This window comes from Metabacillus hrfriensis (assembly GCF_030127205.1).
Classification (GTDB): domain Bacteria; phylum Bacillota; class Bacilli; order Bacillales; family Bacillaceae; genus Bacillus_P; species Bacillus_P dongyingensis.
This window is the reverse complement of the sequence record NZ_CP126116.1, coordinates 684,583-699,735: the sequence shown is the minus strand read 5'-3', so window position 1 is coordinate 699,735 and position 15,153 is coordinate 684,583. Positions and strand designations below refer to the sequence as shown.

Below are 15,153 nucleotides of genomic sequence, written 5' to 3'. Positions count from 1 at the left end.
AATCTCAGTGAATTACTTGTTATCAATTACGTTATCTAGTTTTCAAAGAACAACCGACAAATCGGATGATTTGTCTTCTATCATAGAGAGAATGATCTCTCAAAACTAAACAAAAACCAAAAGCGTCCTCATATCTTCCTTAGAAAGGAGGTGATCCAGCCGCACCTTCCGATACGGCTACCTTGTTACGACTTCACCCCAATCATCTACCCCACCTTAGGCGGCTGGCTCCTTGCGGTTACCCCACCGACTTCGGGTGTTGCAAACTCTCGTGGTGTGACGGGCGGTGTGTACAAGGCCCGGGAACGTATTCACCGCGGCATGCTGATCCGCGATTACTAGCGATTCCAGCTTCATGCAGGCGAGTTGCAGCCTGCAATCCGAACTGAGAATGGTTTTATGGGATTGGCTAAACCTCGCGGTCTCGCAGCCCTTTGTACCATCCATTGTAGCACGTGTGTAGCCCAGGTCATAAGGGGCATGATGATTTGACGTCATCCCCACCTTCCTCCGGTTTGTCACCGGCAGTCACCTTAGAGTGCCCAACTGAATGCTGGCAACTAAGATCAAGGGTTGCGCTCGTTGCGGGACTTAACCCAACATCTCACGACACGAGCTGACGACAACCATGCACCACCTGTCACTTTGTCCCCCGAAGGGGAACCTTCTATCTCTAGAAGTGGCAAAGGATGTCAAGACCTGGTAAGGTTCTTCGCGTTGCTTCGAATTAAACCACATGCTCCACCGCTTGTGCGGGCCCCCGTCAATTCCTTTGAGTTTCAGTCTTGCGACCGTACTCCCCAGGCGGAGTGCTTAATGCGTTAGCTGCAGCACTAAAGGGCGGAAACCCTCTAACACTTAGCACTCATCGTTTACGGCGTGGACTACCAGGGTATCTAATCCTGTTCGCTCCCCACGCTTTCGCGCCTCAGCGTCAGTTACAGACCAGAGAGTCGCCTTCGCCACTGGTGTTCCTCCACATCTCTACGCATTTCACCGCTACACGTGGAATTCCACTCTCCTCTTCTGCACTCAAGTTTCCCAGTTTCCAATGACCCTCCCCGGTTGAGCCGGGGGCTTTCACATCAGACTTAAGAAACCGCCTGCGCGCGCTTTACGCCCAATAATTCCGGACAACGCTTGCCACCTACGTATTACCGCGGCTGCTGGCACGTAGTTAGCCGTGGCTTTCTGGTTAGGTACCGTCAAGGTGCGAGCAGTTACTCTCGCACTTGTTCTTCCCTAACAACAGAGTTTTACGATCCGAAAACCTTCATCACTCACGCGGCGTTGCTCCGTCAGACTTTCGTCCATTGCGGAAGATTCCCTACTGCTGCCTCCCGTAGGAGTCTGGGCCGTGTCTCAGTCCCAGTGTGGCCGATCACCCTCTCAGGTCGGCTACGCATCGTTGCCTTGGTGAGCCATTACCTCACCAACTAGCTAATGCGCCGCGGGCCCATCTGTAAGTGACAGCCGAAACCGTCTTTCCAACTTGAACCATGCGGTTCAAGATACTATCCGGTATTAGCTCCGGTTTCCCGGAGTTATCCCAGTCTTACAGGCAGGTTGCCCACGTGTTACTCACCCGTCCGCCGCTGACCTCCGAAGAGGTCCGCTCGACTTGCATGTATTAGGCACGCCGCCAGCGTTCGTCCTGAGCCAGGATCAAACTCTCCGAAGAAAATTTGTGACTCGATTTGTTGCTGACTTAAAAATTTAAAACGTTTGGTACGCTTTTGGTTTTGTTTAGTTTTCAAAGATCATTTTCGCTCTTGAAGCGACCTTCTTAATATAACATTTCGTTAACTCAGTGTCAACATTTTTTTAAGAAGTTTTTTTAATTGAAAGTCGCTGTCTGCGCCGTCATGTTTGAACTTGCTTCAGCAGCGACGCTTATTAATATATCATCGTAAAAAACTAAAGTCAATACTTTTTTGTAACAGAATATCCGCGATGGAAAATCCTTTGTCCTTTCGTTTCAATCTGAACAACTTCAACGAAATTTTTATCTACAAGAAACTCTAATAACACACTTAAGTCTACCGAATAATATTTAGCTTCCGGATGCTCGAGAAGCTCTGCATAGTGCCACACTTCTTTTTCAGAAAGGATGCTTAACAGATGTCCTGCACCAATTTCTGATTTGGAGTGAATCAGGAAATCACTCGCCAAAAAGAGAAGTTCAAGTCTTTTTTCTAATGACTCTTCACTTTCAACCAGCTCTTTATACAGCTTATAAACCTGCGGTTCCATCTGCCTCACTTGATTCCAGACCGTAACCTCAGGATAAAATCCATGATCAATCACTTCAAGTCTGGCCAGATGATGAAGGGCGTGAACGATATGATTGTACGCATCAAGGAACTGCTTTGATTCAAAAAACACCTTGCCTTCCAAGTATCTTCTAATAAGCTTGCCATACTCAAGGCCGATTTTTAATCTGCGTTCTGAGAAAGGAAACATTTTTAGACGATCCAAAAGCTTGCCAAGGTATTCATTTCTGTCAAAGAGAACTTTCCCGTTTAAAATCCATTCTACAATGCGCCGGTTTGTTCCAAGCAGGATCCACTGCTGAATCTGTTCATCAGTCACGATATTAAGTGAAGCCTTTTGATTATCAAATTCATAATGCTTAATATAAACAGGCTGCTTCGCTTCTTTTACAATAACAAGCAGCGCGACATCCAAATTATCTGTAAGCGGTGATGTTTGGTTTCTCTTTTCAATCATGACGATTGCTAATGTGTCTGGATGACTTGCTCTCTCTTGATAAATAGGACGGAGAAGATTTTCCATTGTGATTCCCCCATTTAATTTATGACTATATATCAGAATTCTACATAGGAGATAAAATCCCTTTCAAATACAGCACTTCAAAATTATAAGTGAATGCTGATAGAGAATCTATTATTTTCTGAGATTTCCTGTCTTTTTTATTTAAGGCACCATTGGATATTTTCTGCGAAATCCCTTACATTTGTGCTATATTGGTATTTGGGAGGTCGGAATAATGGCAGCGAAATATTCTAGCAAGATTAATAAAATCCGCACGTTTGCATTGAGTTTAGTCTTTATTGGATTTTTTATTATGTATATTGGCATCTTCTTCAGAACTTCTCCGATTATCATGACCATATTCATGATGCTCGGGTTATTATCTATAGTAGGAAGCACGGTTGTTTACTTCTGGATCGGCATGCTCTCGACTAAAGCTGTTCAAGTAACATGCCCTTCATGCGGCAAAACAACGAAGATTCTCGGCAGGGTTGATATGTGCATGTATTGCAACGAACCGCTGACGCTGGATCCGAATCTGGAAGGCAAAGACTTTGATGAAAAATACAATCGCAAAACGGTCGAATAAAAAAAGCGGAGTGCAGTATATGCACCCCGCTTATATTTTAGAAAAAAAGACTGAATGCTTATAAAGACATTCAGTCCGTTTAATGCGCTTCTTTCTTTTCGCAGCTTCCGCACACTCCGTAGATCTCCATGCGATGGTGACTTACTTTAAAACCTGTCACGTGTGAAGCAAGATGTTCTACCTCATCTAGTCCCGGATAATGAAAATCTACAATCTTTCCGCATTTTTCACAAATAACATGGTAATGCTCCGTTGTGACAAAATCAAATCTGCTCGAAGCATCCCCGTATGTTAATTCTTTGACAAGGCCTACCTCGCGAAATACACGCAAATTGTTATAGACCGTTGCAACGCTCATATTTGGAAATTTGCTTTCCAAGGATTTATAAATATCATCAGCTGTAGGGTGAGTCATAGATTGAATAAGGTATTCTAAAATGGCATGACGCTGGGGAGTAATGCGCACTCCAGTCTGCTTCAGCGTGTCAAGTGCTTCTTTTAACTGATGTTCAGACATCTGCTATGCACCTCTTTCCTGAAAAACATTCTTACTTTATAATATTTATAAATAGTGTACATTGTGACTGGGACTTTTGTCAATTGCGGTTAGACAGCCTTCTTTTTATTTTAGGCCTCAGTATCCTTGTTTTAGATCGATTGCATTTTCCATGGATGAATAATCTCCATCTATATATAACGCCAAATTTCTCTTAAAGATAGCCATCGCTCTTGGTAGATAGTTCTCAGTTATGCCCGACAAATGCGGTGTTACTGTGACATCCTTCATTCTCCAGAATGGATGATTTTCTCTCAATGGCTCCTCTTCGAACACATCAAGCACTGCATGCTTTAGCTTTCCCTCGTTTAATGCTTTTACTAAATCCGCTTCGCATACAGCATCTCCGCGTCCGATATTAATAAATATGCCTGCTGGTTTCATCCAGCTGAATGCTTTATAATTCAACAACTCTTTTGTTTCTTTTGTACTAGGGAGAACAGATACAACAAAGTCTGCTTTTCTCATTCCTTCTTCTAAACCATTGTATGTACGAATTTCATCAAAATATTCAACGATTCTCCCGGATCTGTTCATCCCTTCCGTTTTCATCCCGAAAGCTTTTGCGAGCCTTGCAATTTCAGTTCCGATTGCACCTGCTCCTAATATAAAGATCTTTTTCCCATGAAGTTCATGCATTTTGACTCTGCGGTCCCATTTTCTCTCCTGCTGATTCTCGCGCAGCTGCTGTGACTCTCTTGAAATTTGCAGCATCATTGAGATTGTATACTCAGCCATTGGAATCTTATGCACGCCTTTAGAGTTGGTTACCAGTATTTTTTGATGTATTAAAGCATCAAAAGGGAGCTTGTCCATCCCTGCAGACGCAACCATCAGCCATTTCAGTTCTTTTGCTTGCCCAATAATGTCAGCTGTCAGATCTTCCCCGTATGTCAAAATCACTTCAGCTTCTTTTACCTCATTAAGAACATCATTTATCCTGTTGTCAAAATTAAAATCCAAATCAGGAAATTCATTTACTAATTCTTCCTTTAAATAAACAGGCAGCTTTACTGTTGATAAAATCTTCAAAACCAATTTCTCCTTTTTCCTTTTATTTTACCAAAAATAAAAAGAGTGCAGGAACCAAAGTTCCTGCACTTAATTGCGCTAACGAATGAGGAGGTTATGCCTTCTTTACAACATACTCCGGGTTCTTATTTTTTGTCTGGACGTTTGACTCAGTTCCTAAAAAAAAGGCTTGTTATGACAAAGTTTCTTTCATATATTGAAGGGCTTCTTCAACATGACCCTTCACTTTTACTTTCCGCCACTCTTTGACAAGCTCGCCGTCCTTATTGATAAGGAAAGTTGAACGTTCAATTCCCATATATTCTTTTCCAAAGTTTTTCTTCAGCTTCCATACTCCGTATTTTTCAGCAGCTTCGTGATTTTCATCCACCAATAAAAGAAATGGAAGATCGTACTTGGCTTTGAATTTTTCATGCTTGCTCTGTGCATCTGTACTGACTCCAAGAATAACAGCATCAAGCTCCTCAAAGCTTTTGTGCTGATCTCTGAAGTCACATGCCTGAGTTGTGCAGCCCGGGGTCATATCTTTTGGGTAAAAATAAAGTATGACATGCTTTCCTTTAAAATCTGAAAGCTTCACTTTTTCCCCGTTATCAGCTGTCAGTTCAAAATCTGGTGCAGTTTGTCCGATTTGAGTTGTCAAAAATATCAGCCTCCGCAAAATTGGTTTAGTATAAGACTACCCAATTCCACAGAATGATTCAACTTATGACCCTTTTTCCAGTCCCCATACCGTTCTTGCAACAAAAACAGCAGGCAGAACATAGCCTATAAGCGCTTCGAGAACAGCAAGCAGTCTGCCAAACCCGATCGGAATGACATCTCCGTATCCTAATGAAAAAAGAGTAACAGCGCTGAAATACAGGCAAGTATGCAAACGGTCAAGATAGGTTCCTTCCATAATAACCCCATTATCAACAAGCACCTCAAACCCGCTGGAGTCCAAAATTAAGAAAATCATACTAAAGCCAATCAAAATTGAAAGATATAAGAAGATGACAATTAACAGTGTATCTATAGATAGAAAATTTCGTTCCTTAAAAGTGCGGATGAAGATGGTAAAGCTCATCAGCAAACACAGCGATACAGCTATAGCAAATAACCCTCCCATATATATGCAGCACCTCATGTTCAAAACACGTAATGGTACAATATATACAAGAAGGTCCTTAATATTCGGCCTGTCTTTAAATTTCGCATCTATTTTCTTATAAGCTGGACAGCGAACAAAAGACTGAACGAAAGCAAGACAAGCGCTCCAGCCCAAAGCCACGCGATCGTCATATCCCCTGAATCGATTGCAACATATATAGCAGTTGCAGCCGTCTGTGTCTGCCCCGGAATATTCCCTGCAAACATCAGGCTTGCCCCGAACTCACCGAGAGCTCTTGTAAACGCAAGAACCGCCCCCGTGACGAGTGACGGAATCGCGAGCGGGATCGAAACATGCCTGAAAACCTGGCGTTCATCCGCTCCATCTACCCTCGAAGCATCTTCGATTTCACGATCAATTATTTGAAAGCCAAGCTTAGAAGCCTGATACATAAGCGGAAAAGAAACTACGCATGCCGCAATAACGGCTGCCCACCAGGTGAAAATAACTGGAAATCCTGCAATGCGTTCAATAAGTTGACCAGCCGGGCTATTCATTCCGAAAATGACAATCAGGAGAAATCCAACAACCGTAGGCGGGAGAACAAGCGGCAGCATGAGGAATGTCTCAATCACTGTCTTCCCTTTAAACGAGGTTCTTGCCATGATCCTGCCAATAAAAGTTCCGCTTAATACGACTATTACACTAGATACCACTGCAACCTGAAGCGACAGCGCAATAGGCTGACTGAATTCACTCCACATCGCGATCACCTTTATGAAGCACCTTAAATCCCTGCTGCTCAAATACTTTTATCGATTGTTCTTTCTGCAGAAAACGAAAAAAAACTTCGGCTTCTCTTTCGTGTTCAGTTTCCTCCAGCACACCGGCTGGATAGATAATACTCTCATAAGAGGCCGGTTCTATCGGGGTCTGATTCACTTTTTCTGAAGTCGCGGCATCTGTTTTGTATACAATTCCCGCATGAACATTGCCTGTTTCAACATAGGACAGGACCTGTCGCACATCTTTGGCATATACTATTCGATCTTTATTTCTTTCCCACAAATCATCATGCACAAGAGCTTCTTTCGCATACTTGCCGGCAGGAACCGTTTCCGGTGTGCCTATTGCTATCTTGCCAATATCACCTGATGCGAGATCCTGCATTTTTAATGTTTCATTCTCTTTACTTGTAATAAGCACTAAGCTGTTTCCCAAATAATCCATTTGAAGGGATTCATTTAGTAAGCCCTTTTTACCCAGCTGTTCAAAAAGATCTTTTGAAGCAGAAAAAAAGACATCTACCGGAGCCCCTTGTTCTATTTGACGCTTTAGAGCGCCGGTCGAACTAAAATTATAGCGAACTTCAATAGAAGGATTCTCTTCCTCAAATTGTTCTTTTATCTCATTCAATGAATCTTTTAAACTTACTGCAGCCGAAACAAGCAAAACGGTTTTCTTTTCAGGTCCGCTCTGCTGAGAGGCGCATGATGTTAAGAAAACTATACTAATAAGAAAAGTCAGGTATTTTTTCAGCACTTGTCCGCGTCCACCCTTTACTTACTGAATCATCTATTTCTTTCTATTATACTAAAAGATGCGCAAAAGTTTTTCATCCTTTTTAAACATGCTAGAATAGACTTTAGAAATTTTTTTCAGGAGGAAGACATGAAATTCACTAAATCTGAAGAGCTTCACGAAGAAGCGTTACAGCATATTGTAGGCGGGGTTAATAGTCCTTCCCGTTCTTATAAAGCGGTAGGCGGCGGATCTCCAGTCGTGATGGAAAGAGCAAAAGGAGCTTATTTCTGGGATGTTGACGGCAATAAGTACATAGACTACCTGGCAGCATACGGCCCAATCATTACCGGACATGCTCACCCCCACATTACGAAGGCCATTCAAAAAGCAGCAGAAGATGGCGTGCTTTACGGAACTCCGACTCCCCATGAGGTGAAGTTCGCTAAAATGCTGAAAGAGGCAATGCCGGCAATGGACAAGGTACGTTTTGTCAACTCCGGAACAGAGGCCGTTATGACAACAATCCGGGTTGCAAGGGCGTATACAGGCCGGGATAAAATCATTAAATTTGCAGGATGCTACCATGGCCACTCAGATCTTGTGCTTGTTGCGGCGGGCTCCGGACCTTCGACTCTCGGCACACCCGACTCTGCAGGGGTTCCAAAAAGCATTGCAAATGAAGTGATCACGGTTCCTTTTAATGATATTGAACCTTTTAAAGAAGCACTTGAGAAATGGGGAGACGAGGTTGCAGCTGTTCTGGTTGAGCCAATCGTAGGAAACTTCGGGATTGTCGAACCTTACCCAGGTTTTTTAGAAGCAATTAACGAGCTTACTCATGATGCCGGAGCACTTGTCATCTATGATGAAGTCATCACAGCTTTCCGCTTTATGTACGGAGGTGCACAGGATATGCTTGGTGTCACACCCGACTTGACTGCCCTTGGGAAAATCATTGGCGGCGGTCTGCCAATTGGTGCATACGGCGGAAAAAAAGAAATCATGGAACAAGTTGCACCTCTTGGTCCTGCCTATCAAGCCGGAACAATGGCAGGCAACCCCGCTTCTATCTTATCAGGGATCGCCTGTCTTGAAGTGCTTCAGGAAAAAGGGGTATATGAAAATCTCGATAGACTTGGACAAATACTTGAAGAAGGCATTCAAAAACATGCAGAAACCTATCAAATTCCAATTACGATGAACCGGTTAAAAGGTGCTTTGACCATCTACTTTACGACAGAGAAGGTTGTCAATTATGAACAGGCGGAAAGAACGGATGGCGAAATGTTCGCCAAGTTCTTTAAATTGATGCTTCATGAAGGGGTTAATCTTGCTCCTTCTAAGTACGAGGCATGGTTCCTTACAACAGCTCATACAGAAGAAGATATCAAGGATACATTGCTTGCAGTCGAGCGCTCATTCAATAAATTGCATAATGTATAAATATACAATTTATTCAAACAGGGATTTTAGTCCCTGTTTTTTTATTTTTTTATTCCTCGCTGAAAACGTTTACAAATAAGCAACCGCAAGTTTTCATGAATATTTAAACTTTTCAAACTTGTATGTGCCTCTCAAAAACATGCATAAATAATTGAATTTTTTCAATCTAAATGATATGATAAGTATTACATTTCTGAAAATTTTGTTATTAAATCTCACAAGAAATCTATATTTTCAAATGATAGATTCATATTTTATCGGGAGGTGAAGGCTATAAGCGGGAACAAATTCCCCTTTCAAGCCGCTTTTATGAAAGAAAATTGGAGCCCAAGTAAGTTTAAGGAATATTACAACGCAGAGCATGACGCTTGCGGCATTGTATCAGTCATCGAAAAACGGAACGTGCCGACTAAAGAAAACATTGATTTATGTATAGATGCATTGATTACGATGAATCACCGCGCCGGGTTTATAAACGGCGAAGGAGACGGTGTCGGCATTCATATTGATATTCCAAGAGCCCTGTGGAAGCAGAAGCTTGCAGACGCAAAGCTTGATCAGCAACTGGCTGAGCGTGGCGATTTTATCGTCGGACACCTCTTTTTGTCTAAAAACGAAAGCCCTGATAAATTGAAAAAAGAAATCAAAAACCTTCTATCCGAAAAGAATTTCGAACTTGTTTTCGAAACAGATAAAGTCACAACATCATCTGCATTAGGACCCATCGCCCTGCAAGAAGAACCTCTCTTTTGGCAATTTGCCATGATTCCAGCCGGCAAGCATGATTCTCTTAATAAGGATCTTTTTGAGCTGACGATTCAGATTGAGAAAAATCTCAATGTTCATGTCGCATCGCTCAGTCAGCATGCTGCTGTATATAAGGTTATGGGTGCGGGAGATGTACTTCCGAAGTTTTATCATGATCTTGCAGATCCGCTTGCAGCATCAACGATGACTCTTGGACATAACAGGTATTCTACTAATACATTATCTACTTTTTTTCGTGTGCAGCCATTTAGCCTGTTAGGTCATAACGGTGAAATCAATACAATTGCAAAGCTTCGTGACGAAGCAAGAATGATGAATGTTCCGCTAACAGACGGCGGAAGTGATTCTCAAGACTTGAACAGAACGATTGAAACATTGGTGGCAAGAGACGGCTATAGCCTGTTTGAAGCACTGGATGTTCTTTTTCCTCCTATTATTAATGAAATTAAAGCATATCCAGACCACCTTCAGGACTTATACACGTATATTCGTGAAGCTTGGGGACATTTCGCACAAGGTCCTGCAGGCATTATCTCGAGATTCGCAGATGAAGCAGTTTTCAGCGTAGATGCTTTGGGACTCAGACCATTGTGGAAGGTAGAATCAAAATCTTCCTATATATTTGCATCTGAACCGGGAATCATTCCGACTTCTCTTTATGCAGGCGAGCCTAAACCGCTTGGACCTGGCGAGAAGCTTGGACTTAAATGGAACAAGGACGATATTGAACTGTTTGAATATCCTTCTCTTCAGGAGGAAGTCTATAAAAGATTTTCAGGCAGAACGGATATTGACGGGTACCGCAGAAGATTAGCGCATCCAGTCAGCAAAGGCAAATGTTCAGCGTCCCCTATTTTCAAAGTTCACAATGGACATTACGCTGCATTCGGCTGGGATCGCGAGCACATTCAGCTGCTTGAGCAAATGGCTGAAAAAGGAGCAGAGCCGATTCGCTCGCTCGGACATGATGGTCCTCTTGCAGCCATCCATCCAGACCGGAAAAACATTGCTGACTTTATTAAAGAAAGTGTTGCTGTTGTTACCAATCCGGCGATTGACCGTGATCGCGAGTCAGAGCATTTCTCCATCCGCTCTGTGATCGGGAAACGCCCTTCACTGACTGAGCAGCAGGAAAGAACAGCTATGATTGAGCTTCCTTCACCATTATTGCTTGAAGGCAAGCTTGGAATCATGGCAACTGAGCATATTGAACAGCTTCCATATGAAGAAGTTATCGAGACATTCTCTAAGGAAAAACAGCTGTATGTCCTATCTGCTGTTTACTCTGAAAGTGAGAGCCTGAAAGACGCTCTTGACCGTCTGAAGCTTGAAGCTATTCAAGCTGTAAACGAAGGCGCTGTATTACTTGTGCTTGACGATCAGGAAGCCCATCAAAACGGAAAGCTGTGGATTGATCCGCACTTGATTACTGCCGTTATTGATCAGGCATTGGTTCAAGCAAGCCTGCGCAGAAACTGCTCGATCGTTCTTCGCACAGGGGCCATCAGATCCCTGCATGACATTATGATTGCATACGGTCTTGGAGCAAATTTAATCAATCCATATATCCTTTTTGCTACTGTTGCTGAGGAAGAATCTGCAAAACCTGCTGTTAACTTGTATGAATCATTAAACAAAGGACTTGAGAAGGTCATTTCTACAATCGGCATTCATGAGCTTAGAGGATATGGACGTCTCTTCTCGGCTATCGGATTAAATGAAGAAATCGAAAAAGAGCTTAACATTGTAAACTTTTTAGGCTCTCGTTCTCTTAAATATAATTTTGAAAGCCTCAAAGCCGATGCACTTGAACGAAGCCAGGACTTTGAAAATGAAAAAGCCCGTCCAAGCAAGACATTCCATATTTTCCCGAGAATCTGGAAAGCGATTGGCGATGTTGCAAAATTGGGCAGCTATGACGGTTATCGCGAAAAACTGACAGAGCAGGAAGAAAGCAATCCGATTACCATTCGACATTTAACTGACTTAAAAACAACTAAAACTGCTGTGCCAAAAGAAAAAGTAAATATCGGAGTCGGAGAGCACAGTCTTCCATTCGTGATCGCCTCCATGTCCTTCGGTTCACAAAATGAAGTAGCATTCCGTGCTTATGCAGAAGCTGCTGAACAATTAAATATGGTTAGTCTGAACGGTGAAGGCGGAGAAATTAAAGATATGCTCGGTAAATATCCGCGCACACGCGGACAGCAAATCGCATCAGGAAGATTTGGTGTAAATGCAGAGCTTCTGAACTCTTCCAACCTCCTGGAAATTAAAATCGGCCAGGGAGCGAAGCCTGGTGAAGGCGGTCACTTGCCGGGTTCAAAAGTAACAGCGAAAATTGCAGAATCCAGGAATGCCACGATCGGATCAGATCTCATCTCGCCGTCAAATAACCACGATATCTACTCGATTGAGGATTTGGCGCAAATGATTTCTGAACTGAAAACAGCTAATGACCAGGCAAAGGTTTCCGTTAAAGTTCCTGTTGTTCCTAACATCGGAACGATAGCTGTAGGAATTGCAAAAGCCGGAGCCGACATCATCACGCTGAGCGGATTTGACGGAGGTACTGGTGCAGCCCGCATCCATGCACTTCAGCATGTTGGGCTGCCTGTTGAAATCGGTGTTAAAGCGGCACATAACGCATTGCTCGAAGCTGGATTGCGTGAAAAAGTAGAGCTCTGGGCAGACGGCGGAATTAAAAGTGCACTCGACGTTATGAAAGTCGTTCTGCTTGGAGCAAACCGCGTCGGGTTTGGAACATTATCGATGATTGCAATCGGCTGTACAACATGCCGCGGCTGTCATTTAGATACATGCCACGTGGGGATTGCCACTCAAATTGAATCAGAAGCTCAGGCAAAAGAGCATGGCTTAAGACGCTTTGTTCCAAGAAAATACGATCCCGCTGTACAGGGCCTTGTTAATTTGTTCAGCGCATTCGGTTCAGAGCTTCAGGCACTGACAGCATCACTTGGATTTACAAATCTTCAGGAGCTTGTCGGAAGATCTGACTTGCTTGAGCAAACGCGCGGCAAAGAAGAAATGGATCTGTCACTCTTGCTTGAAACATTGGATATTCAAAATCTTTCTCATAAAGAAGTTGCAGCAAGCTTAGAAAGCAAACGTCTCGCTGTTGCAGCCGGAGCTGAGTATTTAGATTACGATGACAATGAACTTCATGATTCAAGAGAATTCTCAAGCGTTACATCTGAACAGCGCATCCTCGGCAGCCGGGTTTCCTGTCACAGAGTGCGCGGCCGTCTCGATGGCTCGTACAAAAAACTGGATGACGTTGAGCTTTATTATAAAGAAGGCTCTATTCCAGGAAACGGTCTTGGCGCCTACAATTCAAGCGGCATTAATATCCGAGTTGAAGGCGGAGCGCAGGATGGCACAGGGAAAACGTCATTTGGAGGCAGCATCCAAGTATTCAAATCTAAAGGAACTGACGGTAAGTACTACAACGGTTCTGTTGGTAAAGGATTTGGCTATGGCGCGCAAAGCGGCCTGCTGCTTGTACAAGGCAATGCGGATGCACGCGCTGGAATTCGCCTCTCAGGAGCAGACATGATTATTGGCGGTAAGATTGATAAGCCAATTCCTGCAAATGAGAAGGGTAATATTGGAGTAAACGCCAATATTAAAGGATTTGCGTTCGAATACATGACAAACGGCAGAGGACTTGTCATGGGAGATCCAGGCCCATGGATTTGTGCAGGGATGACTGGCGGGGTCGTGTATGTCAGACATCAGCCTGAGCTTGGATTAACAAAGCAGGCTTTAGAACGCCGAATTGCAAAAGGCGCTAAAATTGACATTTCACCTCTAAATTCAAAAGGCGAGAGTGATGTATCAGAATTGCTAACAACATATATCGAGGCTCTCGGGCGTCATGGTCAACATGATGAAGCTGAAGAACTGAAACTGCTTTTACAGGATTTAAAAAATAACTTTATTCAGCTGGTGCCTGTTAAAGAGCAGGCAGATCCATCTGTATCAACTGAATAATACTACTTTCAAATAACACCTGCCTGTCAGGTGTTATTTTTTTTTTACCAAAACGGAAAAATGTAACTTGAATAATTTGTTTAAACGTTGTATAGTCATTAATTATTTGACAAGAAGGCTTTTCAGCAAACATTGTTCTTTTTCATTTGTGCGAAACAGCCCAACAACAATTAGTAAAGAAGGGAATGTCCATACACACCTTATGAAACTTGGTGCCCGCATTATAAAAACGGGGATAGCCATTACGCTGGCTCTATACTTGGCCACGTTATTAAATATACCGTCTCCCGCGTTTGCAGGTATTGCAGCCATTTTTGCAATCCAGCCAACCATATATCGCTCTTATCTATCTGTCATAGAGCAAGTACAGGCAAATATCATCGGAGCAGCCTTTGCCATACTGTTCGGGCTGATCTTTGGTCCCCATCCGTTTGTTATTGGTTTAACTGTGATTATTGTCATAGCGATTAATTTAAAAATAAAAATTGAAAATACGATTCCTGTATCCATCGTTACAGTTATTGCGATCTTAGAAAGTCCCGGGGAAGATTTCATTGAATTTTCCCTCATCCGGTTTGGAACAGTCCTGCTCGGAGTTTTATCGGCCTTCATAGTCAACTTAATTTTTATCCCGCCTAAATACGAGACAAAGCTATATTACAGGATTGTCGACAATACAGAGGAAATAATTAAATGGATCCGCATTAACATGAGGCAGGTTTCCGATTACAGCGAACTGAAAACAGACATTGAGAAAATAAAAGATAAAATGATTAAGCTTGATCAGCTTTATCTGCTGTATAAGGAAGAACGGGCTTATTTCAAAAGAAATATCTATGCAAAATCGCGCAAGCTCGTCCTGTTCAGGCAAATGCTTGTTACATCGAATCGTTCCTTGGATACCCTGAAAAAGCTTCACAGGCTGGAAAATGAATTGCATCACCTTCCAGAAGATTTTAAAGAAATTCTTGTCAATGAGCTGGACTATTTGATCGATTTTCATGAAAGAAGCCTCCTGAAATTTATTGGCAAAATTAAACCGCAGTCCACAACTGACCTTATTAAGGAAGGCCAGTTTAACAAGCAGGAACTTGTCGATACTTTTATGAAATTTAAAGGAAACTGCATTGATCAGGAATGCTTCTATCATCTGCTCCCTCTTATCGCTGTCATCATTGACTATAGCGAACAGCTTGAGCATTTAGATACTCTTATAAACAGCTTCCATAATTATCATAAAGATGAAAATGAACTTCAAATTAATGAAATCGAAGAAACCAGCTGATTTGAATTGATTGCAAATAAGAAGAGGACTAACCCGTTAATGGTTAGTCCTCTTTTTTTAAGCTGTACCTTTTG

The 15,153-nt window shown here is 42.7% G+C and carries 11 protein-coding genes and 1 rRNA gene; 4 read left to right on the top strand and 8 right to left on the bottom strand.

Translation table 11 applies throughout. The features are described 5' to 3' along the window. Positions 1-143: 143 nt before the first annotated feature. Both QLQ22_RS03570 and QLQ22_RS03565 read right to left on the bottom strand, forming a co-directional pair. Positions 144-1,681 (bottom strand): 16S ribosomal RNA (locus tag QLQ22_RS03570). Positions 1,682-1,923: 242 nt separating this feature from the next. Continuing rightward, positions 1,924-2,796 (bottom strand): nucleotidyltransferase-like protein, encoded by an 873-nt coding sequence (locus QLQ22_RS03565; protein ID WP_223439765.1) that lies wholly within the window; start codon positions 2,794-2,796, stop codon positions 1,924-1,926. A 214-nt stretch (positions 2,797-3,010) separates the two neighbouring features. Here QLQ22_RS03565 and QLQ22_RS03560 point away from each other — a divergent pair, with 214 nt between their 5' ends. Beyond that, a complete protein-coding gene (locus tag QLQ22_RS03560; RefSeq protein ID WP_284016015.1) occupies positions 3,011-3,364 on the top strand; it encodes a YgzB family protein in 354 nt (117 codons plus the stop codon). Between the two features lie 79 nt (positions 3,365-3,443). On the opposite strand, the gene perR is transcribed toward QLQ22_RS03560, so the two are convergent. The 6 genes from perR to modA all read right to left on the bottom strand — a co-directional run bounded on the left by perR (position 3,444) and on the right by modA (position 7,587). Beyond that, complete coding sequence (gene perR / locus QLQ22_RS03555) at positions 3,444-3,881, bottom strand: peroxide-responsive transcriptional repressor PerR (protein WP_223439763.1); 438 nt, start codon at positions 3,879-3,881, stop codon at positions 3,444-3,446. 117 nt (positions 3,882-3,998) lie between these two features. Continuing rightward, entirely contained in the window at positions 3,999-4,952 is a 954-nt protein-coding gene (locus tag QLQ22_RS03550; protein ID WP_284016014.1) for a D-2-hydroxyacid dehydrogenase, read from the bottom strand. Between the two features lie 172 nt (positions 4,953-5,124). Beyond that, positions 5,125-5,595 (bottom strand): thioredoxin-dependent thiol peroxidase, encoded by a 471-nt coding sequence (bcp, locus tag QLQ22_RS03545; protein WP_284016013.1) that lies wholly within the window; start codon positions 5,593-5,595, stop codon positions 5,125-5,127. Between the two features lie 63 nt (positions 5,596-5,658). Beyond that, positions 5,659-6,063: an ion channel gene (locus QLQ22_RS03540; protein WP_223439757.1), complete on the bottom strand. Its 405-nt coding sequence runs from the start codon at positions 6,061-6,063 to the stop codon at positions 5,659-5,661. An 89-nt stretch (positions 6,064-6,152) separates the two neighbouring features. After that, complete coding sequence (modB, locus tag QLQ22_RS03535) at positions 6,153-6,809, bottom strand: molybdate ABC transporter permease subunit (RefSeq protein ID WP_223443125.1); 657 nt, start codon at positions 6,807-6,809, stop codon at positions 6,153-6,155. Beyond that, positions 6,799-7,587, bottom strand: coding sequence for a molybdate ABC transporter substrate-binding protein (gene modA / locus QLQ22_RS03530; RefSeq protein WP_284016012.1), 789 nt, complete (start codon positions 7,585-7,587; stop codon positions 6,799-6,801). Before modA ends, modB begins: the two co-directional genes overlap by 11 nt. 129 nt (positions 7,588-7,716) lie before the next feature. On the opposite strand from modA, the gene QLQ22_RS03525 reads away from it, so the two are divergent. The 3 genes from QLQ22_RS03525 (at position 7,717) to QLQ22_RS03515 (ending at position 15,079) form a co-directional block, all read left to right on the top strand. After that, positions 7,717-9,012, top strand: coding sequence for a glutamate-1-semialdehyde 2,1-aminomutase (locus tag QLQ22_RS03525; protein ID WP_223439753.1), 1,296 nt, complete (start codon positions 7,717-7,719; stop codon positions 9,010-9,012). 309 nt (positions 9,013-9,321) lie between these two features. Further along, complete coding sequence (locus QLQ22_RS03520) at positions 9,322-13,794, top strand: glutamate synthase-related protein (RefSeq protein ID WP_284016011.1); 4,473 nt, start codon at positions 9,322-9,324, stop codon at positions 13,792-13,794. A gap of 202 nt (positions 13,795-13,996) precedes the next feature. Next, positions 13,997-15,079 (top strand): aromatic acid exporter family protein, encoded by a 1,083-nt coding sequence (locus QLQ22_RS03515; RefSeq protein WP_223443122.1) that lies wholly within the window; start codon positions 13,997-13,999, stop codon positions 15,077-15,079. The last annotated feature ends 74 nt before the right edge of the window (positions 15,080-15,153 follow it).